The sequence below is a fragment of the Paenibacillus sp. OSY-SE genome, from assembly GCF_000283315.1.
Lineage (GTDB): Bacteria > Bacillota > Bacilli > Paenibacillales > Paenibacillaceae > Paenibacillus_B > Paenibacillus_B profundus.
In genome coordinates this window covers 269,228-293,098 of sequence record NZ_ALKF01000205.1, presented here as the reverse complement: position 1 = coordinate 293,098, position 23,871 = coordinate 269,228, and the positions used below count along the sequence as shown (strand labels likewise).

Sequence of the window (23,871 nt, the reverse complement as noted above, 5' to 3'; positions counted from 1 at the left end):
ATTTAGTGTTCGCCTCGAACCGCTTCTCCAAGTTCTGCGCCTCTATCGATATCCGGCTGCACCGCATCATAAGCTATGAGTCCGCTGGCCGCCGCGTCTGCAAACGCTTGGGAAAAGGTAATCATACCGTTGGCTCGGCTCGTCAGCATAATACCGGGCAATTGATGTGTCCTGCCCGAGCGGATGCAGTGCGCCACTGCTGGAATATTGACCAGCAATTCGAATATGCCTGTCATCCCCTTCTCATACTGTCTTCGCACCAGACGCTGCGCCACTACGCCAACGAGCACCGACGCCAATTGCGAGCGGATATGCTGCTGCGTCTCGCCTGGAAAGCTGTCGATGAGCCGATCGATAGCCATGGCGGCATTGGACGTATGCAGAGTTCCGAATACGAGATGCCCCGTCTCTGCAGCACTCAGGGCTGTCGAGATAGTGTCATTGTCCCTCATTTCTCCTATGACGATAATGTCTGGATCCTGCCGTAGCGCAGCACGCAAGCCATCATAAAACGTAGGCGTGTCAATTCCAATTTCCCTTTGATGAACAAGACCTTTTTGGGAGCGATGCACCTTTTCCACCGGATCCTCCAGCGTCACAATATGGAGCGGCTTCGTCCGATTCAATTCGTTCACAAAAGCACCCAGCGTAGTCGACTTCCCGCTGCCCGTCGGACCAACGACAAGCACAAGTCCTTGCTTCTGTTGAATAAGCTGTCGCGTGATTTCTGGCAGTCCCAACGAATCGATGGAGGCCGCCTTGCTATGAACGATCCGGGCCGCAAGACATGGATTTCCTTGCATGCGATACACATGCAGACGGATGCGAACAGCCTCGCTGTGCTGGATTGCGGCATCCACATCCCCCCGGATGACGAATTGCTTCCATTGCTGCTGCGACAATAACCCTTCACACAGCTCGGTACAGTCCGTTCCAGTCAGAATGCGGTTCCCCATCACCTGCAATTCGCCCATCACGCGCATCATCGGGGGCATATCAGGTGACAGATGCATGTCGGACGCTTCCTTGGCCACTGCGATTGCAAGCCACTCGGACCAATGCTTTAAAATGCTCATTTAGTTCTGCATACCCCTTTCCTGCCGTTCTTCATCCGTCGGGCTCGCTACGCGGAACACCTCGCTAATCGTCGTTAGACCATCTGCCGCTTTGCGCAGACCATCCTCGAATAGAGAGGCAAAGTTCTGCTCGGCCGCCGCCGCACGGTATTCACTATCCGGACGTTTATTCATGGTGAGCATCCGCAGCTTATCATCCATCGTCAGCACCTCATGAATGGCCAGTCTTCCCCGATATCCGGTCCGTGAGCATGTTTCGCACCCTTCGCCGCGTCGCAACCCATCGACTGGCAAGTTATATCGTCCTAACCACTCGCACTCTTCCAATGCAGGTCTATATGGCCGCGCACAGTGCGGGCAGACCTTCCGCACGAGCCTTTGCCCGGCGACACAGAGCAGAGATGAGGAGACAAGATACGGCTCTACCCCCATATCCATCAATCGTGTCATCGTATTGACAGCGCTGTTCGTATGTAATGTGCTCAGTACAAGATGCCCGGTCATCGCCGCTCGAATAGCGATTTCTGCCGTTTCTAGATCGCGAATCTCTCCGACCATAATAATATTCGGGTCTTGACGCAACATCGCCCTTAACCCGCGGGCAAAGGTCATTCCAATTGCCGCGTTCACTTGCACCTGGTTGATTCCTGGCAGCTGATATTCGACCGGATCTTCAATCGTCATAACATTGATGCCCTCGTGATAAAGCTGAGATAGCGCCGCATATAAAGTTGTTGATTTGCCGCTGCCGGTCGGTCCGGTCAGCAGTACAATGCCATATGTCGATTGTATTGCTTGCTGAAATTGGGTTAAATTATGTGGGGTGAAACCGAGCTGTTCCAACCCGGTCAGGCCGTGGTGCTGATTGAGCAACCGCATGACGACTTTCTCGCCATGGATCGTAGGAAGAGTAGAGACGCGAACGTCCCATTGAGCATGATCGTGGAGCCATTCGAACCGGCCGTCCTGAGGCAAACGGCGTTCAGTCAAGTTCAAGTCGGCCAAAATTTTGATTCGGGCTACAATGACATTCTGCATATGCTTAGGAAGCGTCCGCTCGGTACGCAGCACGCCATCTACACGATAACGAATTACTAGTTCATCATCTTGAGAATCGAGGTGAATATCGCTCGCCCGCATATTAACTGCCTGTGTAATTAATTGATTTACCGTTCTGACAACTGGGGATTGCTCGTCTTCGAGTTGGGCGGATAATGATTCTTCCTCATGCATCTGCAGCTGCTGCAGCATTTCGTCCACCGATTCCTGCATTCCGTAATAACGCCGAATCGTGCGCGCAAGCTCCTCTCGCGAGGCAATTGTCGGTTCAATCCGGTATCCGGTGGCAAGACGCAACTCTTCTAGAGCATAATAATCCAACGGATCCTCCATAGCTACGATGAGCTTCGACCCGTCAATTCGCAAAGGAAGCACCCGGTATTGTTCGGCAAGACGCTGCGAAATGAGATCAATGGCTTGCTGATCGATCTGTTGGCGGTATAGCTGGATGTGAGGAATCCCTAATTGGAATTCCAACACTTCGATTAACTGCTGCTCATTAATGAAACCTTCCGACAGCAAAATATCTCCTAAACGACCTTTCCGCTTCGCTTGCTCCGCCAAAGCATGTTGCAATTGGGTAGGTGTAATGAGACCGACGTCGACCAATAATTCTCCGATTCGCTTGCGCTGCTTCATGAGTCACCTCGTACAGAGTATTGATGACTATTTCCTGCCTCAAATATGTAATACTATATACCTATAACGATAAGCGCTTAAACTTTTTCTTAGTGCTATATAACCATACCCTATTCCCATTGTCAATATATCCCACATATATATTTTAAATTTGTCTCACATTTGACAACTGTTATCCATAACACTGTCGATTTCGTTCAATAAATTGTCATTATCTCTTTCCTATGTTCATAAATCGACTACTTGCTCTGGATAACTGCCAGTATAATCAGTCGTTTCATGGTATGGCATACGAAAAAGCAGGGCTTTTCTTTATCCTAGACGTTTTCCTTCCTGACAGTATGGGAGAATGGAGCTAAGGGCATTGTACGAAAGACTGGCAGTATGTTTCGTTTGAATGAAAGCGTAATGCTATCAGTCTGAATGAAGGGGAGAGTACGGCAAGGGATGAAACAGGCATATCTTCTCCGCGATGGGGAAAGGGACGACTCCTAGATGAAAAGATCTTCCGCTATGACTTTTATATATTCTATATTGCAAAATAAAAAACAAAAAAACCAGCACCGCTCTGGTGCTGGTTCCTACATTGTGCAGACCTTAGTCACTGCATGTCTCCGGATCCTCTGGTGTTGCCGCCTCTACATTAATTTTATCCGACACCGTATCTCGAATGACGGACATAATGAGCTGCAACAAGTAGTTTACATCGCTCTGACTCTGTTGAAATTCAACAACGAGCGGAATGTTATCCAGCTCATCTTGAAGCGAATTGATCTCCGTTTCAATTTTGTCTACCATTTGCACGTTCTTGAACGATTTGAAAGCGACGATTTCCTTCTGCTTCTTCTTGATGAGGGGGATGAGCTCCTGCACACGCTTATGCTGTTGAACCAGCTTCTCTGCCTGCTGATAATGCTGCACTTCGTCAGTTGTGCATATCAATTCGGCCATTTGTTTGGCCTTTGCCATAATATCATCGCGCACGAGTAAATCGCGCGTATTGAACGAAGGTATACCGCAGCCCGTCTGATGGGCTTGTTGCGAGTCTTGTGGCGAAGATTGTGATTGTTGCGACAATGAGAACCTCTCCCATCTATTCGAACTAGTGTATTGGAAAATGTATCAAGCATCCTCTGTTCATTGTAACCTAAAAAGAGGAAAATTTTAAGAACTTATTTGCATCGGTTCTGTGACAAGCTCGCCTTTAATGTAAAATGTCATGACATCATACACCTTGACGTTGACGAATTGGCCAATCAATTCCTTCGATCCTGCGAAATGAACGAGCTTGTTCGTGCGCGTACGGCCGGATAAAATGTCCGAATTGTTCTTGCTTTCGCCTTCGACGAGCACTTCCACCGTTTCGCCAAGCAGCTTTTCATTGCTCTTGCGGCTAAGCTGTTTCATCAATTCATTTAATCGCTGCAATCTGGCCTTCTTCACATCCATCGGAACGTTATCTTCCATTCCGGCTGCTGGTGTTCCTTCACGCGGGGAATAGATGAACGTAAAGGCAAAGTCGAATTCCACTTCCTTCACCAGCGACATGGTCTCTTCAAATTGCTCGTCGCTTTCTCCAGGGAAACCGACGATAATATCCGTCGACAGCACAACGTCAGGAATGGCCTTTTTAATTTTCCCGGCCAGATCCAAAAACAGTTCACGATCATACTTGCGGCTCATTTTCTTCAATATTTCGCTGCTCCCGGACTGTACCGGCAGATGGATATGTTCCACCAAATTGCCGCGTTTCGCCAACACTTCCACCAGATGATCATCGAAATCTCGTGGATGGGAAGTCGTGAATCGAATCCGTGGAATGTCAACCTTGCGAATGTCATCCATCAGATCCCCGAACGTATATTTCATATCTGTAAAATCTTTGCCGTATGCATTGACGTTCTGTCCCAGCAAAGTAATCTCTTTAAAGCCTTGACGGGCAAGCTCACGCACTTCCGCGATCACGTCCTCAGGACGGCGGCTGCGCTCCTTCCCCCGGGTATAGGGAACGATGCAGTATGTGCAGAACTTATCACATCCGTACATAATGTTCACCCAGCCGCGCATGCCTTCGCGCTTCTTCGGAAGATTCTCGATGATGTCGCCTTCTTTCGACCACACTTCGACAACCATTTCCTTATTGAACAAAGCGTCACGCACTAAATAAGGAAGACGGTGTATATTGTGCGTGCCGAAAATAATATCGACAAAATGATGCTTTTGCATGATGCGGTTGACTACATTTTCTTCCTGCGACATGCAGCCGCATACCCCAAGCACGAGGCCCGGCTTTTCCAGCTTCAATGTCTTTAAATGTCCCAGCTCACCGAATACTTTATCCTCCGCATTTTCTCGAATCGCGCAGGTGTTCAGCAAAATGATATCCGCTTTCTTTCTTTCATCGGTCTTCTCATACCCCATCTGTTCGAGCAATCCGCTCATCGTTTCGGAGTCGTGCTCGTTCATCTGACAGCCGAACGTATAGATTAGATATTTCTTCCCGTTCCCGAGACCTTGCAGCTCTTCCGCGACTGCATTGTCGTAATGAACTTGAATATCTTGCTTGCCGCGCTGCTTCTCTTCACGTTGGTTTGGCTCCGAAATAATGTTGATTTCACGACCATTTATACGGATACGTTTACCGTGTTCATCTTCGGAAATAACTTTTGCGTTCGAGAAATCAAAATATTTGGAGTAATCCTTCGACTTTTTGCTCATGTCGGCCACTCCCTCTTCTTGGTTTGTGATAGTATATTCCTCTTATTCATTCTCTGTATAATTCGTAATTTTGTAAGGTAGTAGCTAAAAAAGCATTACTTCAAATTATACCATTAGGGGAATTGAACATCAATTCTGTGATATGCAAAATCTCTTTTTGACAGCAATGTCGTTAAGCATTGAACGCTCCCGATATCATCATATTAAAAAAATGCAGCAAGTCCGGAGTGGACATGCTGCATTCTCTGATGTGACCTATTGTAAAGTTATGCGTGTATTAGTCAATGATCTCCGCAGTATCGCCGTTCTTGACGCCCGCTGCGTTTGCTTCATCCGTATCGATGTGCATATCAAGCGCGAAGTTCGCAGATACGCGTGCGACAACGTTATCGAATACGACACCACGTTCGCCACCTACAGCAACGCGGAGCTTCTGTTTGTCTTGAATGCCATATTTTTCAGCGTCTGATGTATGAAAGTGAATATGACGAGCTGCGACGATAACGCCATCTTGCAATTCCACTTCTCCTGCAGGCCCTTTGACCAAGATGCCTGGAGTTCCATTAATATCGCCGGATTCGCGCACAGGAGCTTTCACACCGATAGCGAAGGAATCCGTACGGGAAATTTCCAATTGAGAAGCCGGGCGTGCCGGTCCCAAAATACGTACTTTATTAAAGGATCCTTTCGGTCCGATAACTTCAACGGTTTCATTCGCAGCAAATTGTCCCGGTTGAGACAACGGCTTAAATTCCGTCAATTGATACCCAGGTCCAAATAATGCTTCAACATGTTCTTGGGTTAAATGAATATGGCGAGCAGATACGCCAACGGGTACAGTTTTCATTTCTCATCCACCTCACGTATGTGTTCTCTCTAGCTAGTACCAACTCATATTATACTACTTATACTAGAAAAATAAACAAGACATGCGTCAATTGACGCATGTCTTTTTCAACAATTATTTGAATTCTGCCACCAATTTCTCGAAATCGGTAGGCGAAATTTGCAAATTTTGCTTGGCGAGCGGTTCCGGACGGAAGCCCACCACCTGGTTCTCATAACTCTTTCTTGTCTTATCCTGATATATAAGTCCTGTAATCATCCCGCCGGATTCCATCAGCTTCGTCATGGCCATGATGCGGTTCGAAGAGTCATAGTTCTCTACCGTATTCAGGTTGATGATATTCTCCTTGAACCAATCATACGTATTAATTTTGTTGAAGGTAACACATGGGCTAAATACGTTAATAAATGAGAAGCCTTCATGCTTGATCCCTTCTTCAATCAGTGACGTTAGTTGTTTCAAATCGCTGGAGAACGACTGGGCAACGAAGGTTGCTCCGGATGCCATCGCAATTTCTAATGGTGAAAGCGTCGATTCGATAGCGCCTTCCGGCGTACTCTTTGTCTTGAAGCCCACTGCGCTCCGCGGAGACGTCTGTCCTTTGGTCAAGCCGTAAATCTGGTTGTCCATTACGATGTACGTAATATTCACGTTTCGACGAATCGCATGCACCGTATGCCCCATCCCGATGGCGAAGCCGTCTCCGTCACCGCCGGAAGCGATAACCGTCAAATCACGGTTGGCCAGCTTCAAGCCTTGAGCTATTGGAAGTGCGCGGCCATGGATGCTATGAAAGCCGTATGCGTTAATATATCCGGATATCCGTCCGGAGCATCCGATACCGGATACGACCGCTAATTGTTCAGGCTCTAAGCCGACGTTGGCCGCTGCGCGTTGAATGGCCGCTTGTATCGAGAAATCACCGCAGCCCGGGCACCAATTCGGCTTCACATTGTTGCGGAACTCTTTAAACGTAGCCATTCTAGACCAACTCCTTGCTTTGTTTGTACAATTCCGAAGGCAGGAACGGCGTGCCATCGTATTTGTTAATACGGCGCGTCTTCTCGCCGAACCCGACATTCAGCTTGATTTGATCCGCCAATTGACCGGTCGCATTGTTCTCGATAACGACGATTACTTGCGCTCGTTCCGCGTGCGGTGCGAACAAATCCGCTGGGAACGGATAGATTTGACGGACCGTAATATGATTCGTCTTGATGCCCTCGGCTTCAAGCTTTGTCCGCGCTTCATCAATCGTTCCTCCTGTGGAACCCATGCCAACCAAGAGCAAATCTGGCTGTTCATGGGGTGCGTCTACATGGATTGCATTCGTGATGTGCAGACCGTTCAATTTATTCAGCCGTTTGTCCATCATATTTTTGCGGTTAACCGAACTTTCCGACGGACGTCCCGTTTCGTCATGCTCAACGCCTGTTACGTGATGCAGTCCGCCCTTCTCTCCTGGGATTACGCGAGGAGAAATGCCGTCTTCGGTGAGCTCGTAACGCTTGAATTGTTTATGCTCTTCTAACGGAGGCAAGTCATTGACCAGCTTGCCGCGGTCGATGACGATTTGCTCGTAGTCCAGCATTTCACAGGACTGCTTGCCGAGAGAGAGCTGAAGATCCGTCAAGACGATGACCGGAACTTGATATTTCTCAGTTAAATTAAACGCTTCGATCATATCGTAGAAACATTCTTCAATCGAACTCGGTGCGATTACAATCTTCGGAATTTCACCGTGTGTCGCATAGATCATAGCGTTCAAGTCGCTCTGTTCTTGCTTCGTCGGAAGACCTGTGCTCGGACCCCCGCGCTGGGTGTTGACAATTACGATTGGCGTTTCCGTCATGCCAGCTAAGCCGATAGCTTCCGTCTTCAACGATAACCCCGGTCCGGCAGACGCTGTCATAGCCCGCACACCGCCATAGTTCGCCCCAATTGCCATCGTTATAGCAGCAATCTCATCCTCTGTCTGAATGACTGTACCACCGAACTTCGGCAGACGTTTAATCAAATATTCCATTATTTCAGACGCTGGCGTAATCGGATAGGCCGCCATAATCCGGCAACCGGCAGCCAACGCGCCCAAACCCATTGCATCGTTGCCGATCATGAACAGCTTCTGCTTACCATCTGCCGGCCCCAATTGGAACTCGTTCAGCGGTCCGCCTGCTTGCTCCAGCACAAATTCTGCGCCACGGCGCGCCGCTTCCACGTTCTTCTCGACGACAGCCGGACCTTTCCGTCCGAATTCTTCTTCAAGCGCTTGGTTAAATACTTCGAGCGGCAACCCAAGCAATCCCCACGAAGCGCCGGAAGCGACCATATTTTTCATCAGTGAGGCGCCCAGTTCTTCTGCGATCGCCGTAATCGGAACCGCGAACAACCGCGCATCGTTTCCTTCTGGAACGACCGGGTTAAATTTCGCGTCCGCTACAATGACGCCTCCAGAACGCAGCTCATGAACGTTCAAATCGATTGATTCTTGGTCGAATGCGACCAAAATATCCAAGTCGTCCGAAATCGCTCTAATCGGCTTCGTGCTGATGCGGATCTTATTGTTCGTATGTCCACCCTTAATACGGGAAGAAAAATGACGATAGCCGTACAAATAATAACCAAGACGATTTAATGCCGTCGAGAAAATACGGTCCGTACTTTCTACGCCTTCCCCTTGCTGACCCCCGATTTTCCAAGACAATTGACTAATCAAGCTCGCCCACTCCTTTTGAAAGGTGACTCGCGCTTGCATCCTCATAGATGCACACCAAAGTTCGATAAAATGTAACAAGTAAAAAAATAGTAATGGTTGAGTCACTCTCATTCTATGTCCGGGTGTAGGAAAAAGCAAGCGTTTTCCCCGTTGTCCACGATAGCAACTTTCGATGGATATGATACCTTTGCGAGATGAATATTTGTCTTATTCATCTCGCAAAGGTAGATTTGTCTTCAAAAATTGCAATGCATTAGTGTGAGCGATCTGCTTGACAAATGTCGACGAATATCTTTTATCCAATTTTTCCAGCAGATGAGCGTATTGTCCTGAATGCTCCAATTTGTCAATTTTCCGGTCAATACCGTCAAAGTCAGACCCGAACATCACGTGATTTTCGCCACCTAGCTCACAGATGTGGTCAATATGCCGAATTAAATCATCAATCGTTACCGTTTCTCCATCCTTAATAAAATAAGGCACGAACGTTATGCCGATACGCCCGTTACGTTCAATAATTGCTTGAATCTGCTTGTCTTTCAAATTACGAGGATGCTCGAGTATATGTGCTGCATTAGAATGAGAGGCAAATATCGGCCGTTCCGTCAGATCAAGCAGCTCCCAAAATCCGTTCTCATTCAAGTGCGACACATCAATCATCAGCCCCAGCCGGTCGCATTCACGAATGAACTGCCGTCCTTTGCTCGTAAACCCGCCCTGACGCGGCTCAAGCGTCCCGTCAACCGCCCAATTGGCATGGTTCCACGTTAACCCGACAAAACGCGCACCCAGCTCGTAGGCCGTGCGCACGTAGACCATATCCCCTTCCAAGCCATCCACACCTTCTAGTGACAAGAGCGTCCCAATACTATCGGCATCTTGCTCCCATCGTTCAACATCTTCACGATAACGTATGTATTCAACTCCTGGCAAAGCATTGATTCGTTCACGCAACAAATCAATGCAGCGCAGCACCTGTGAAAAGCGAGGCGGACCGGATAGAAGCGAATCTTCCAGAAACAGCGCAAACACCTGCATACCTACTCCACCCTGGCGCATTCGCGGCAACGTTACATCCAGCCCCTCCTCACGGTCAAAATGAATGCTGCCTTGGTAGAGCATTTTGTACAGTACGTCACAATGAAAATCGATAACTCGGTGATTCATCCATCTCTCATCCTTTCATAGGCATGTGCAGCTCTTATCGGTGGACAATGCCTCGTTACGCCCGTCCGACTAAGCGCCGAGTTTATTACAGGCTGGCTCGTCTCATTCAGCAAAGTAAAAAAACCTGCTTACATCGTAAACAGGCTAAGAAAGTCCCCCGGTCATTTCCATGTCTTCACACTATCTAGGCTCTACAATTAACTTAATTGCCGTCCGATCTTCACCGTCAATGACAATATCCGTGAATGCAGGTATGCAAATCAAATCCACACCACTTGGTGCGACGAATCCCCGTGCAATCGCGACCGCTTTAATCGCTTGATTCAAGGCCCCGGCACCGATTGCCTGCAGTTCGGCTGCTCCCCGTTCGCGCAAAACCCCTGCTAACGCTCCAGCTACCGAATTTGGATTGGACTTTGCTGAAACCTTTAATACTTCCATGGAAAGTACCTCCTCGGGAATGTTAGGGTTAGACTCCAATACTACAACATATTCGAGAAACTCCCAAAAATTCCTTCTATCTCATCCTTCACTCCCATTCCTCTGTAAACAAAAAAAAGACGTCCGAAAAACGAACGTCTAGCTCATAATCCAATCGTCCTCGCGAACGCGCACCTTTTCCATTTTAACGGCTTGCCCCGTCGCTTCGTCGATGTCCACAACTACTGCATGGAACTGCCATTTACCTTCATCGACGACGAACCGGACCGGCAGCTGCGTCTTGAACTTGCGCAGCACCGCTTCTCGCTCCATGCCAAGCACGCCTTCCTTGGAACCGACCATGCCCACATCCGTCAAGTATGCTGTGCCTTGCGGCAGAATGGTGTCATCATTCGTCTGCACATGCGTGTGCGTACCGACGACGAGCGATGCGCGCCCGTCCAAATGCCAGCCCATCGCAATCTTCTCGGACGTAGCTTCCGCATGGAAATCTACGAGCACTGCTTTGCGCTTTTTGCCAAGCGACTCGATAATCTCATCCGCTTTCCGGAAGGGACAATCGATGGCCGGCAGGAATGTGCGTCCTTGCAGGTTGATGATGACTAATTCTTTGCCGTTCACTTTGATGGATGCATACCCCCGCCCCGGCGTACCCGGCGGGAAGTTGGCTGGTCGCACCAAGCGCTTCTCGTCATCGATCCATTCGAAAATATCTTTGTTATCCCACGTATGGTTGCCCATCGTAAATCCATGAATGCCTAGATCGGCGAACTCTTTAATTATTGCAGCTGTTACGCCGCGTCCGCCTGCAGCATTTTCCGCATTGGCGATAATGATGTGAGGATTATATTTCTGTTTGAGTGACGGAAGGAGCAGCTTGACCGCTTTACGTCCCGTATTTCCTACAATATCACCAATAAACATCACTTTCATGTTGAACAAGGTCCTCCTTAAAAGGGAGAAGTGGCCACTAGGGCCACTTCTCCTAATCCCATATATCCATGTTATTTCGCATATTCCACAGCGCGGGTTTCACGAATAACCGTTACTTTAATATGACCCGGATAGTCTAGCTCGCCCTCAATCTTCTTCGTAATATCTCGAGCGAGGCGGTAGGCTTCCGCATCATCGATCTTATCCGGCTGGACCATGACACGAACTTCGCGTCCGGCTTGGATAGCGTACGATTTCTCCACGCCTTCGAACGACTCTGAAATATCTTCCAATTTCTCCAGACGTTTGATGTACGTTTCGAGTGTTTCCCTACGCGCGCCCGGTCTTGCTGCTGAGAGGGCATCCGCCGCTCCGACCAGCATGGCAATGACGGAAGTTGCTTCACAATCGCCGTGATGAGATGCGATGCTGTTGATGACTACTGGATGTTCTTTATACTTTTTCGCCAACTCTACGCCGATTTCGACGTGAGATCCTTCCACTTCGTGATCCAACGCTTTTCCGATGTCATGCAACAATCCGGCACGTTTCGCCAATGTCACATCTTCGCCGAGCTCTCCTGCCATCAAACCAGCAAGATAAGCTACTTCCATGGAATGCTTGAGCACGTTCTGACCGTAGCTCGTACGGAATTTCAGACGGCCCAAAATCTTGATTAAATCAGGATGCAAGCCGTGTACGCCAACTTCGAACGTTGCCTGTTCCCCATATTCGCGTATCCGTTCGTCCACTTCCTTGCGCGATTTTTCCACCATCTCTTCGATACGCGCTGGATGAATACGTCCATCGGCAACGAGCTTTTCAAGCGAAGTCCGTGCGATTTCACGACGGATTGGGTCAAACCCGGACAAAATGACTGCTTCCGGCGTATCGTCAATAATGAGATCGATACCCGTCAACGTTTCGAGCGCACGGATATTGCGTCCTTCCCGTCCGATGATGCGTCCCTTCATCTCTTCGTTCGGCAACGCAACAACGGAAACGGTCGTTTCCGCCACATGATCCGCGGCACAGCGTTGAATAGCCAGCGTAATAATCTCGCGTGAACGCTTGTCCGCTTCTTCTCGCGCTTGCTGCTCGATTTCTTTAATCATTTGTGCCGTTTCATGACGCACTTCCTGTTCCACATTCGTCAAGATGATGCTTCTTGCATCTTCCATGCTCAGGTTCGAAATGCGTTCCAATTCAGAAACTTGCTGCTGACAAATACGATCGATCTGCTCTTGTGTCTCTTCGATTCGTTTCTCTTTGTTAGCCACTTGTTCTTCTTTACGTTCCAGCGATTCTAACTTTTTATCCAACGACTCTTCTTTTTGAAGTAAGCGTCTCTCCAGACGTTGAATTTCGTTCCGACGTTCGCGGATATCTTTCTCCGCTTCGGTGCGAAGTTTATGGATGTCGTCTTTTGCTTCAAGCACCGTTTCTTTCTTCAGTGCCTCAGCTTCTTTGCGCGCGCTATCCATAATTTGCTCCGCGGCGTGCTCGGCACTCGTTATTTTCGCTTCCGCAAGCGATTTGCGAATCAGGTATCCGATTCCAAACCCCAAGAACAATGCAGCCACAACGAGAACGATCGCGAGCCAAATGTTAATCTCCATTGCCTCACCTCCCCGTTGGTTGCTCCAAGCACTGCTTGGGTCAGGTTTCATTTTCGATTGTTCACATGTTCCATATTCTTAATTAAGCTAGGTGACCGGCGTCTTTACGCCGGCGAAGGTGATGCTTCCGCATACACCGGCGCCGCCCAAAGGCGACAATCGGAAATCTTCAAAATTGGCGAAATGAATCATTAGAAATCAATTTTTGGAAGGGGAAATTGATTTCGTGATAATAAAGATACATGTTCATTTTATTATTCATGAAAAGATATTGTCAAGCAAATGCCGCAAGCTGACACTTTACTCTCCTTCTTCCCCATCCCAGACTCCGTTTTCTGCTTCCTGTTCATCCGCTGCTTGGTAAGCGGCACGCCTGGCTATATCCATTGGGTATCCTCTTCTGGCCAAAAAAGCCGCCACCTTCTGTTTGCGAAGATGAAGTTCACCCTTGGTTTGCCGCCATTTCTTGCGGGCAGCCTGCATAGCGCTCTCCCATTCTTGTTCGGGCTCTATCGCCTCTATTGCGGAACTGATATGCTGCTCGTGAACGCCCTTCTGCTTCAACTCGTGCTGTATCCAGCGACGACCCTTCATATGACGGGTGACCCGTTGATTCGTCCATTGATGCGCATAAGCCTGATCATCGACCAGCCACTCCTGTTCCAGCCGATCCAGCACCTCTTGGATGATACCCTCTTCATAGCCCTTCTGAGCCAGGTTACGGGCCAGTTCCATCCGGGTTCTAGGTTTGCGTTGCAAATACTTGATCGATTGAACGTAGGCCTTATTCCCTTCGTCTGCACGCAATATCTCGTCCAAGGAGTCCAGAGATAGCTCCGTACCTTTCAACAGGCGATATTTAATCATCACTGCCTCATGTACGTTGAGCGGTGAAGCTTGATCCAAATGAATAATATATCGTCCTGCCTGCTTCTCGTCACGCTCGACCCGCACGATGGATACGATACGTTCCTTATCGCTCACAGTACTCTCCTCCATCCGTGTTCATTTCGCTCTTTCTTCCCCCAATGAATACACGGTATCTTTACTATACCGCAGCAGTGCCGTTATGACCAAACAAAATAAATAAGCATCGCAAAGTGTGTACAAAAACAAGCACCTTCAACAAACTTGAAGGTGCTTGTCCATAACAGTTATGATTACTCTTCTACTTCCAGTTCAAGTGCTGCATCTTCTTCTTCGTTCGAAGCATTCTGTGGGATTGTCGTCGATAAATTGCTGGCATCACGAATCTTTTTCTCAATGACTTCTGAAATGTCGCGATGCTCCTTCAAGAATTGCTTCGCATTCTCGCGGCCCTGGCCTAAGCGCTCACTGTCAAAGGAGTACCACGCACCGCTCTTCTGAATAATATCCAATTCCGTACCGATATCGACGATGCTGCCTTCGCGGGAAATACCCTCTCCATACATAATATCGATATCCGCTTGCTTAAACGGAGGCGCAACTTTATTCTTCACAACCTTAATGCGTGTACGGTTACCGATCATATCATTCCCTTGCTTGATCGTCTCCACACGGCGCACATCCAGACGCACACTAGAATAGAACTTCAGCGCGCGACCGCCCGGAGTCGTCTCTGGGTTACCGAACATTACGCCGACCTTCTCGCGCAACTGGTTAATGAATATAGCAATCGTCTTGGACTTACTGATGGCACCGGATAATTTACGCAAAGCTTGAGACATCAAGCGTGCTTGCAAGCCGACATGAGAGTCCCCCATCTCGCCTTCAATCTCTGCCTTCGGTACGAGGGCAGCAACAGAGTCAATAACGACAATATCGACAGCACCGCTGCGCACGAGCGCTTCGGCGATTTCAAGTGCTTGCTCTCCTGTATCCGGCTGAGACAGAAGCAACTCATCAATGTTAACGCCCAACTTACTTGCATACAACGGGTCCAAAGCATGTTCCGCATCGATGAATGCAGCTTGTCCACCTGACTTCTGCACTTCAGCAATAGCATGTAGTGCAACCGTCGTCTTACCAGAAGATTCTGGTCCGTATACTTCAACAACACGGCCTCGTGGCAGTCCACCTATACCTAATGCTATATCTAATGCTAACGATCCGCTCGAAACGATCTCAACTTGCATATGAGTGGATTCGCCGAGTTTCATAATCGAACCTTTACCGAATTGTTTCTCAATTTGACGCAATGCCATTTCTAATGCAGCGCGGCGATCTGACACAAACTCACTTCCTTCATTCGTTTGTTTGATAAATATATCATACCGTGTTTTGATCGGTTTGCCAAGCATTTTTTCGAACATACATTCGTTTATTTTGCGAAAAACCACCCCCAAATCCCTTTTATTAACATTTTGTACAACGTGAAATAGTAGCAATGCGCAAAAAAAAACCGCAACAAAGTAAGATAACTTTGTTACGGTTCCTCCGTTAACTATTAATTTAATTATAAGCTATGCCACAACGAAAGTAAAGTTTATCCATGTCCTTGCAATTTCCGCCATAAGCGGTACATTACGGCGTTCACCGTTCTAATTCGGATCGTGTCGCGATCCCCGCTCAAGCGGAGCTCTTCGACATGCGTATCCTTGCCCTTTTCTCCGATTGCAATATAGACAAGACCTACCGGTTTGCGTTCTGAATGGCCTGGTCCGGCAACCCCTGTAATTGCAACCGTGAAATCCGTGTCCGCAATGTCCTGCATGCCCTCAACCATCGCTTTGGCCGCTTCAGAACTAACCGCTCCCGGAGCGCTTTCCCCTTCTAACAGCTCATGGGGCACACCGAGAATCCGTTCCTTCATTTCGTTGGAATACGTTACGGCTCCACCAAGAAACACTTGTGAGCTTCCCGGAACTGACGTCATCATCTCCGCAAATAAGCCTCCTGTACAGCTTTCCGCAGCAGACAACGTCATTTGATGCTGAATGAGATGGTTGACGAGCACCTCGTTCATCGATACGTCTTCTGCTGCATACAGATGCTGACCGAGACGATTCGTGATTTCCGTTTCTACTTCTCCAAGCTTGCTTGCAGCCAGAGCCGCATCATCGCTCTTCGTTGCAAGACGAACGAGCACTTCACCTTCTTTGGCGTACGTCGCAATCGTCGTATCCCCCTGCGCCTCAATTAGATCACGAAGCGCATCCTCCAAGCTGGATTCACCGACGCCTGCAAATTTCAGCATACGCGTATACAGCGTCGATGCATCAAGCAATCCATTGTCTTTCATCCAAGGAATGACCTGTTCTGCAAACATCGGTTTCATTTCACGCGGAGGCCCGGGAAGCACAATATATGCCACACCTTCATGAACGATCGCATTCCCGATCGCCAAGCCAGTTCTGTTCGGAAGCACGTCCGCCCCTTCAATAACGAGCGCTTGGCGCTTATTGCTTTCTACCATCGGAGTGCCGCGTCCGGCAAACATTTTCTCCATCTGGGTCAATGCATCCTCGTCATGATACAACTCGCTCCCCAGCAATTCAGCCAACACATCTTTCGTTATATCGTCCATCGTAGGTCCGAGTCCGCCTGTAAACAAAATGACATTCGAACGGCTTCGCGCCACTTCGATTGTGTGACGGAGCCGATCGGCATTATCGCCAACTACCGTCTGATAATAGACATCAACCCCAAGAAGAGCCAACTGCTGAGATAAATATTGTGCATTGGTGTTTACAATTTGCCCTAATAGCAGTTCCGTACCGACAGCAATCATTTCGGCTTTCATATGAGACACCATCCTTCATCTATATCTGTACCGCCATGCTTTCAATGTATGTAAATGCTAAATCCAACCTGTAAAGCCGCTGCAAGCTGCTTCATCATCCTGTCCGCGCCTTTCGTGTATCAATGAGTCATTTTATTCATGAAAAAACAATAGGCCTTCTTTCCTCGATCCACTCTACAGTCGATGTCGTAGAAAAAAGCGCCTATTGTTTAAAAGGCTGTCTCGCAAAGGTTGTTTAAAAAGTTCCCTTTTGATCACGATGTATCTCGAGAGGATAATTCGACATCGAATCTGTATTTAAACACGCACTTTACATTTTGCCGTTACGAAAAGTGAAGCACCTTTTTATTTTTCACGAAATAATCAATACCCGAATACACCGTGATCAACGCCGCAAGCCAAGTTGAGATGACATCGAACGGGAAATTAATAAACGCGAACGGGAAATTGTTCAATAACATAGCTACAATGGCTGTAATTTGTATGGCTGTCTTCCATTTGCCCCATTTGCTAGCCGCTACCACGGTCCCTTCCAACAGAGCAACCTGGCGCAAGCCCGTAACCGCAAATTCACGGCTAATAATGACGACGGCAATCCAAGCCTGACATTTGCCCATTTCCACGAGAGAAATCAGGACGGCAGCTACCAGAAGTTTGTCTGCTAGCGGATCTAGCAGCTTGCCGAGATTCGTAACCATCTTGCGTTTGCGCGCAATATAGCCGTCTAATCCATCCGTACTGGCTGCAATAATGAAGATTAACGCCGCAAATATCTGGTTGTATGTGATATAGAAGTCCTCAATTCGTATCGGTGGCAAGTAATCAAAGTTCACCAATAGAAAGAACATCATTATCGGCACGAGAAAAATGCGTGCTAACGTTATCTTATTCGCCAGATTCACGAGACACCCTCCCCGGCTAAATCGAATTCAAGAGCATGCGTAATCTTTACTTTCGTAATATCCCCAATGCTCAGTTGCGAATTGGAAATAAACACTTCACCGTCAATTTCAGGCGCGTCAAATTGCGAACGGCCGATATATACATCGTTGCGTCCGTCGTATCGTTCAACGAGCACCTCCACGATTTCGCCAATTCGCTTCTCACTCACCTGCTTCGACACTTCACGTTGAATTTCCATCAGCGTGTTCGCGCGCCACTCTTTGACTTCATCCGGCACATGATTCGGCAAGCGAGTCGCCGGCGTTGATTCTTCCGAAGAATAGGTGAACACGCCGAGACGGTCGAATTTCATTTCTCGGACGAAATTGCACAGTCCTTCAAAATCTTCATCGGTCTCTCCTGGGAAGCCGACAATAATCGATGTGCGCAAGGCAGCACTTGGAATGCGCTCGCGGATTTTGCGAACCAATTCACGTGAATCGCGTTGACGACCTGGACGGCGCATCCGTTTTAAAATATTGTCTTCACTATGCTGCAGCGGCATGTCGATATATTTGCAAATCTTCGGATTGCTCGCGATCGCTTCAATCAGTTCATCCGAGAAGAAGCCAGGGTAAGCATAATGCAGGCGGACCCATTCCACACCTGGAACTTCACTCACTTTATGCATTAATTCAGGCAGTTTAAACCCATCATACAAATCTACGCCGTAGTTTGTTGAATCCTGCGCAATTAGACTGAATTCTTTGACGCCTTGATCGGCCAACAGCTTCACTTCGGCTAAGATCGAATCCATCGTGCGGCTGCGGAATTTACCGCGCATAATCGGAATGCTGCAAAACGTGCAGTTATTGTCACAGCCTTCTGCAATCTTCACATAAGCCGTATATCTAGGCGTGGCTACCTTACGCGGCAAAATCCGATCATAATCAAATACCGGATTGCCAACTCGCACAGGCTTGCTTCCTTGGAGCGCTTCATCTACAATATCATTAATTTTATCGAAATCACCCGTTCCGACGATTCCGTCAATTTCCGGCATTTCTTCGAGCAGCTGCTCTTTATACCGCTGCGTTAAACAGCCAGACACGATGAGAGCTTTTAAATCAGCCGTCTCTTTCAAATCAGCCAAACTTAAAATGGTGTTTACCGATTCTTCCTTAGCGGCATCGATAAATCCACACGTATTTACGATAATGACGGTTGCGTCCTCTTCCTTCTCCACTAGCTCATATCCACGTTCGTGAATCAAACCGGACATAATTTCCGAGTCAACCAAGTTTTTGTCGCAGCCCAAAGTCACGATTTTAATCTTTTCTGTCATTTATACATCCCCCATAGCAAATTGCAGCTCATCCTGTTCGTTACGGCAACGAGTCGCTTTAATAACCATTGCTTCCCCATACGATTCTTTATATTTCTAGTCTAGCAACAATCACGCTTCTTTAAACCTATTTCTATCTCATCAAGTATAATACAGGGCTATCTTTCTAGTCAAAAACCAAAAAAAAGCCCAGCATCCTCTAAAAGCTCTGCTTGAGAGGTGGCGGGCTATAAGAGGCTGTTCAAAAAGCCCCTTTTGTACACTCATTATAAGTTTAACGATAATTCGTAAATTGCAAGTCTAACGGTAAATCAGCTCCTCTGAGCAGCTGCATTACCTCCTGCAGATCATCTTTATTTTTGCCGGTTACCCGAATTTGGTCCCCCAAAATTTGACTCTTCACTTTCAATTTCGAGTCCCGAATTAAAATGTTGATTTTTTTGGCGATATCCTGTTCAATCCCTTGTTTCAGCTTGATGCGTTGCCGCACAGAACCTCCCGATGCAGGCTCCAATTTGCCGTATTCGACATTTTTGAGAGATATGCCGCGTTTGACCATTTTGGATTGTAAAATATCAATAACGCTCTTAAGCTTATATTCATCTTCGGAGGCAATGACCAGATCCTCTTTTTCTAATGAAATACTGCTCTTGCTCCCCTTAAAATCATACCTGGTTTCAATTTCACGTTCCGCCTGCTTAACTGAGTTGTTCAACTCCTGCATATCCATGTTAGATACAATATCGAATGAACAGTCTGCCATATATTGACCTCTCCCTTCCGTTCTTCCTCATTACTGAAACATTATGTAATACAACACAAAGGCATTCCTCTGCAGACTGCGTCAGCAAAAGAATGCCCGTGCGTTACACGTCTACTAGTAACGACTGCGCTCCGGCATGCGGAACATATCCAGCACACCAAGCACAATATGCGCCAAGCCGAATCCTAATATGCCGTAACCCCATGCACTTGGCGATAAATAATAACCCAACAAGCTGACGACTACACCAAGACCTGTGACCACCCAGCTTACTGCCATGCTCGACACCTCACTTGTGAAGAGATATAATGATCGCCGCAACGATTATTCTCCCCTGCAGAGATGGCATTATGCTGGTCACCTTGCTAGATGATTTATCCATAAGCCGCGCGTATCGGTTTAGGGCGTGCTTGTTCCGTTCGCCCCCGAATTGCCGGTATTTCCTGCGCCTCCGGCTTCTTGCTGGAGCTTCTGCGCTTCTTCATATGGAACCAGCTTCAGATTCATGTTTTTCAAGCCAGCCACATCACCGTCAGGGATTACTTCCCCAGCGATTTTGACGGTAATAAAATCGGCCCGCCCCATTCGAATCGCCATTCCTTTGTCTGGCATCTCGTATTTCACAGTTTTACCATCGTCCAAGTTCTCGTAATACAGCCGTTCGCCCTGACGATTACCTACGAACACGCCCAACCAACTGTAACCGCCTGTCGACGTTATTTCGACTTCCAATTTCCCGTTGTCCGGAGCGGCAACCACAAAATTGTCCTCGCTTCGACTTGACTTCTCAAGCACAACAATTGGTTTTGGTTCAGGCTCTGGCTCTGGTGTAACCGGCGGCTCTGTGCTCGTGTTGCCTCCGTTGCCGCCTGCAGCATCGCCTTTATTCCCCTCACCCGCAACTGGGGACGGCGACTCCGAATCGGTAATCTTCGTATCATCCGCAGTCTGATTGTTCGGGGTATCCGACGTTTTTACTAAAAAGAAATATAGGATCACAATAATAAGAATAACGAACGCCCACATCAGCAGCGTCGTCGCCCATCTCCCGAACCGGTCCGAATGCTGAACACTGCGTTTCTTCCGAATTATCGGCTCGCTATTGGTCTCCGGCTCGGTAGCAGGAATATCATTGCGGTAATATTGCAATATTTCATCCGGGTTTAAGCCCACCGTCTCTGCGTACGTTTTTACGAAGGCGCGTACGTAGAACGAGCCCGGCAGCACTTTGTAGTCCCCTTCTTCAATTGCTTCCAAATAACGCTTCCGAATCTTCGTAGCTTCCTGGACATCATCCAACGAGAGGCCTTTCTCCAGCCTGGCTTTCTTCAACAGCTGTCCTAATTCTGACACAACCTCACCTCCTGTCTGGAATATCATGCTGCAAAGTATGTTCAAAAAGTCCCCTTTTGATCACCAAGATCATCTAGGAAGCGGTTCGACATCGAATCTTGCACTCCCCCTCTAAGTCCGGTGCTCATGTAGTCTCGCCTACACTTCGCTCCTCCTTATAAGTTTTGCGGAGCAAAACTCGCTTCGGAAGCATACGCTTCAGGTTCTTGCAACCTTCTCGGTGCTGAAAAGTTCACTTTTTGAACACGTACTTGTATATAACCCGCAACTCCCAATCCTATAGATCATGATAATTGGTCGTAAACGTCTCATATGTAATTTCTTCATCTGGCGTATTGCGCAATTCAATAATGTAATCAAATAAATCGTAATTATATCGGGTCTCCTGAACAAAAATGTCCGGATGTTCAATCACTTTGGTGGAAGGCATATTCATAATTTCGTAAAGAAGCGATTCATGCTTCTCATTGGAGCGTATCGTACTGACAATGCCATCGATAATGAAAATGTTGTTCGAACTCATTTCTTCCTCAGACATTTGACTGCGGACAGTCTGACGCAGCAGGGTAGACGAGACAAAAGACCATCGCTTCATCGCACAGACGCTACCGGCGATAATCGATTCCGTCTTGCCGACACGAGGCATTCCACGAAGACCAATCACTTGGTGTCCATCGCGTTTGAATATTTCCCCCAAGAAATCAACAAGCAGACCAAGCTCATCCCGAGTAAACCGAAATGTCTTCCGATCATCGGAATCCCTTTCAATATATCTCCCATGACGAACTGCCAAAATATCGACCAATTTGGGCTGACGAAGGGCGGAAACTGTAATATTGTCGACCTTCTTCAACATCTGCCCCATAATCTCAATTTTCTCGTCATCATCCGTCTGCAGTAGCATTCCCCGAGTCTTATCCTCGACACCATTTATTGTAAGAATATTCACCTCAAGCATACCGAGAAGTGATGCGATATCCCCGAGCAGCCCTGGGCGATTTTTATGTATTTTGTATTCCATATACCACTGTTTATATTCCATGACACACACCTCATCCGCGGTAATCCGCCGCTTTTCATTCTACAATAACTAGCACGTAAATTCCACCGGACAAAGTGAAAAATGAAAGAAAAAAACGGCAAGCTTTAACCGTTAGGCGAATAGTATTATTATAGCAGATTGTGAGCATGTATTCATGTGACAACAATGAGATGAAGATGACAGAAAAGAAAGAAAGTTCTTTGTAGAACTCCCTTTCTTTTTGACCAATAAGGAATGTTTAAATTCTGGTGAAGCGGTAAAGTGCAGCCAAACATTCCTTATGGCAATAAACCCTACCTCTACACGCGGTCGCTCATCTTTCGAAAGGCCTCGGTAGAGGGTTTCTCATGCTGCTCTGCCATGTGTCAATTAGCCGTTGCGCTCAGCCAATTTCACCATCAAGCGGGCAATCGTCTTCCGATCTTCATCGGATCCGACCTCCCACAACTCTTTCAGCGTGCGCTCCTGCTGGTTCTGAGGATCCACTTTCTCATCCAAGAACGAGCCGATTTCATAAGCTAATTTGGAAATGGTTTCTTCTGTCATACCAATTCCTTTTGCTTGCTTGACGCGCTCGCCAAGAAATTTTTTCCATGAGTCGAAACTTTTAAGTACAGATGACATGAGAACGCCTCCTTGTCGCTTTAGTTAATGCGTCAACAGTCGTAATATGTACGATTGAGGCCAGAATTATGCGTTCTCATCATAGATAAAACCTGCCTCGGCAGTATGATTGACATGAATGGATTGCGCCCTGGCTATGTTTGCCATCCTCCGTTGGGGCTGATGACCTGTCCCGTAATGTAGCTCGACTCCGGTAAAGCCAAGAAGTAGACAAGCGATGCTACTTCTTCTGGAGTGCCAAGGCGGCCTAGCGGAATATCGTCCTGAAGAGCAACCCGCTCCTCATTATCCAAATGTTTGACCATATCCGTGTCCACTGCACCTGGAGCAACCGCATTGACTGTCACACCGGATGGGGCGAGCTCTTTGGCCAACGCCTTCGTAAACGCATTTACCCCGCCCTTTGCCGTGGAATACATCACTTCACAAGAAGCCCCCGTAATGCCCCAGATCGATGATACATTAATGATGCGACCGTATTTCTGCGAAATCATATGGGGCACAAATCGTTGGGCGCATAGAAACATCCCCTTTAAATTAATGCTCATGCATTCATCCCATTCTTCTTCCGTCACATCGGTAAACAGACCGTAATACGCGACACCTGCATTATTTACAACAATATCCGGTGTGAACCCGAGCTCGTCCAGCTTCGTTTTCATCCGATCGATCTGTTCCCCTGAACGTAAATCGGCTGCGATCGTCATCACTTCGCCGCCATATGCCAAGCACCGTCTCGCCACTTCATTGGCGGATTCATGGGACTGCAAATAATGGATGATGACCTTCATCCCCACGGAAGCGAATCGTTCAGCGATGGCAGCCCCAATCCCCCGGCTTGCTCCTGTAATCAACACGGAAGTTTCCGCTAAAGCCTTCATTCCCTGTTCTCCCCTTTACATGCTGTAACCTTGGACTAATAC

22 protein-coding genes are annotated in these 23,871 nt (G+C 47.8%); all 22 read right to left on the bottom strand.

From position 1 onward, the window contains the following. Positions 1-2: 2 nt before the first annotated feature. Complete coding sequence (locus tag A372_RS0132190) at positions 3-1,076, bottom strand: type IV pilus twitching motility protein PilT (RefSeq protein ID WP_019425073.1); 1,074 nt, start codon at positions 1,074-1,076, stop codon at positions 3-5. Then, positions 1,077-2,774, bottom strand: coding sequence for a GspE/PulE family protein (locus A372_RS35160; protein WP_019425072.1), 1,698 nt, complete (start codon positions 2,772-2,774; stop codon positions 1,077-1,079). Positions 2,775-3,371: 597 nt separating this feature from the next. Beyond that, positions 3,372-3,851: a RicAFT regulatory complex protein RicA family protein gene (locus tag A372_RS0132180; protein WP_019425071.1), complete on the bottom strand. Its 480-nt coding sequence runs from the start codon at positions 3,849-3,851 to the stop codon at positions 3,372-3,374. 87 nt (positions 3,852-3,938) lie between these two features. Next, complete coding sequence (gene miaB, locus A372_RS0132175; protein ID WP_019425070.1) at positions 3,939-5,492, bottom strand: tRNA (N6-isopentenyl adenosine(37)-C2)-methylthiotransferase MiaB; 1,554 nt, start codon at positions 5,490-5,492, stop codon at positions 3,939-3,941. A 277-nt stretch (positions 5,493-5,769) separates the two neighbouring features. Next, positions 5,770-6,339, bottom strand: coding sequence for a phosphate propanoyltransferase (gene pduL, locus A372_RS0132170; RefSeq protein ID WP_019425069.1), 570 nt, complete (start codon positions 6,337-6,339; stop codon positions 5,770-5,772). A 114-nt stretch (positions 6,340-6,453) separates the two neighbouring features. Then, positions 6,454-7,320 (bottom strand): 2-oxoacid:ferredoxin oxidoreductase subunit beta, encoded by an 867-nt coding sequence (locus A372_RS0132165; RefSeq protein ID WP_019425068.1) that lies wholly within the window; start codon positions 7,318-7,320, stop codon positions 6,454-6,456. Position 7,321: 1 nt separating this feature from the next. After that, on the bottom strand, positions 7,322-9,055 hold the full coding sequence (locus tag A372_RS0132160) for a 2-oxoacid:acceptor oxidoreductase subunit alpha (protein ID WP_019425067.1): 1,734 nt from the start codon (positions 9,053-9,055) through the stop codon (positions 7,322-7,324). Between the two features lie 207 nt (positions 9,056-9,262). Next, positions 9,263-10,222, bottom strand: a complete 960-nt coding sequence (locus A372_RS0132155) for a dipeptidase (protein ID WP_019425066.1) — start codon at positions 10,220-10,222, stop codon at positions 9,263-9,265. Positions 10,223-10,402: 180 nt separating this feature from the next. Then, a complete protein-coding gene (locus A372_RS0132150) occupies positions 10,403-10,663 on the bottom strand; it encodes a stage V sporulation protein S (RefSeq protein ID WP_006286829.1) in 261 nt (86 codons plus the stop codon). A 138-nt stretch (positions 10,664-10,801) separates the two neighbouring features. Continuing rightward, entirely contained in the window at positions 10,802-11,596 is a 795-nt protein-coding gene (locus A372_RS0132145) for a TIGR00282 family metallophosphoesterase (protein ID WP_019425065.1), read from the bottom strand. A 71-nt stretch (positions 11,597-11,667) separates the two neighbouring features. Continuing rightward, on the bottom strand, positions 11,668-13,215 hold the full coding sequence (gene rny / locus A372_RS0132140) for a ribonuclease Y (protein ID WP_019425064.1): 1,548 nt from the start codon (positions 13,213-13,215) through the stop codon (positions 11,668-11,670). Positions 13,216-13,515: 300 nt separating this feature from the next. Further along, a complete protein-coding gene (locus A372_RS0132135) occupies positions 13,516-14,199 on the bottom strand; it encodes a regulatory protein RecX (protein WP_019425063.1) in 684 nt (227 codons plus the stop codon). A 176-nt stretch (positions 14,200-14,375) separates the two neighbouring features. Next, complete coding sequence (gene recA / locus A372_RS0132130) at positions 14,376-15,428, bottom strand: recombinase RecA (protein WP_026011424.1); 1,053 nt, start codon at positions 15,426-15,428, stop codon at positions 14,376-14,378. A 254-nt stretch (positions 15,429-15,682) separates the two neighbouring features. Continuing rightward, positions 15,683-16,939, bottom strand: coding sequence for a competence/damage-inducible protein A (locus tag A372_RS0132125; protein ID WP_019425061.1), 1,257 nt, complete (start codon positions 16,937-16,939; stop codon positions 15,683-15,685). 323 nt (positions 16,940-17,262) lie between these two features. Next, positions 17,263-17,841: a CDP-diacylglycerol--glycerol-3-phosphate 3-phosphatidyltransferase gene (pgsA, locus tag A372_RS0132120; protein WP_019425060.1), complete on the bottom strand. Its 579-nt coding sequence runs from the start codon at positions 17,839-17,841 to the stop codon at positions 17,263-17,265. Beyond that, a complete protein-coding gene (gene rimO, locus A372_RS0132115) occupies positions 17,838-19,166 on the bottom strand; it encodes a 30S ribosomal protein S12 methylthiotransferase RimO (RefSeq protein ID WP_019425059.1) in 1,329 nt (442 codons plus the stop codon). Before rimO ends, pgsA begins: the two co-directional genes overlap by 4 nt. A 274-nt stretch (positions 19,167-19,440) precedes the next feature. Next, positions 19,441-19,929 (bottom strand): YajQ family cyclic di-GMP-binding protein, encoded by a 489-nt coding sequence (locus A372_RS0132110; RefSeq protein WP_019425058.1) that lies wholly within the window; start codon positions 19,927-19,929, stop codon positions 19,441-19,443. Between the two features lie 114 nt (positions 19,930-20,043). After that, positions 20,044-20,250: a hypothetical protein gene (locus tag A372_RS38095; RefSeq protein ID WP_237728745.1), complete on the bottom strand. Its 207-nt coding sequence runs from the start codon at positions 20,248-20,250 to the stop codon at positions 20,044-20,046. A gap of 78 nt (positions 20,251-20,328) precedes the next feature. Next, the gene (locus tag A372_RS0132100; protein WP_019425056.1) at positions 20,329-21,282 is read right to left on the bottom strand and encodes a helix-turn-helix domain-containing protein; all 954 of its coding nucleotides are present in this window, start codon (positions 21,280-21,282) and stop codon (positions 20,329-20,331) included. A 277-nt stretch (positions 21,283-21,559) separates the two neighbouring features. Beyond that, a complete protein-coding gene (locus A372_RS0132095) occupies positions 21,560-22,324 on the bottom strand; it encodes a DUF3388 domain-containing protein (protein WP_019425055.1) in 765 nt (254 codons plus the stop codon). A gap of 369 nt (positions 22,325-22,693) precedes the next feature. After that, the gene (locus tag A372_RS0132090) at positions 22,694-22,948 is read right to left on the bottom strand and encodes a DUF3243 domain-containing protein (RefSeq protein ID WP_019425054.1); all 255 of its coding nucleotides are present in this window, start codon (positions 22,946-22,948) and stop codon (positions 22,694-22,696) included. Between the two features lie 134 nt (positions 22,949-23,082). After that, entirely contained in the window at positions 23,083-23,829 is a 747-nt protein-coding gene (gene ymfI, locus A372_RS0132085; protein ID WP_019425053.1) for an elongation factor P 5-aminopentanone reductase, read from the bottom strand. Positions 23,830-23,871 lie beyond the last annotated feature (42 nt).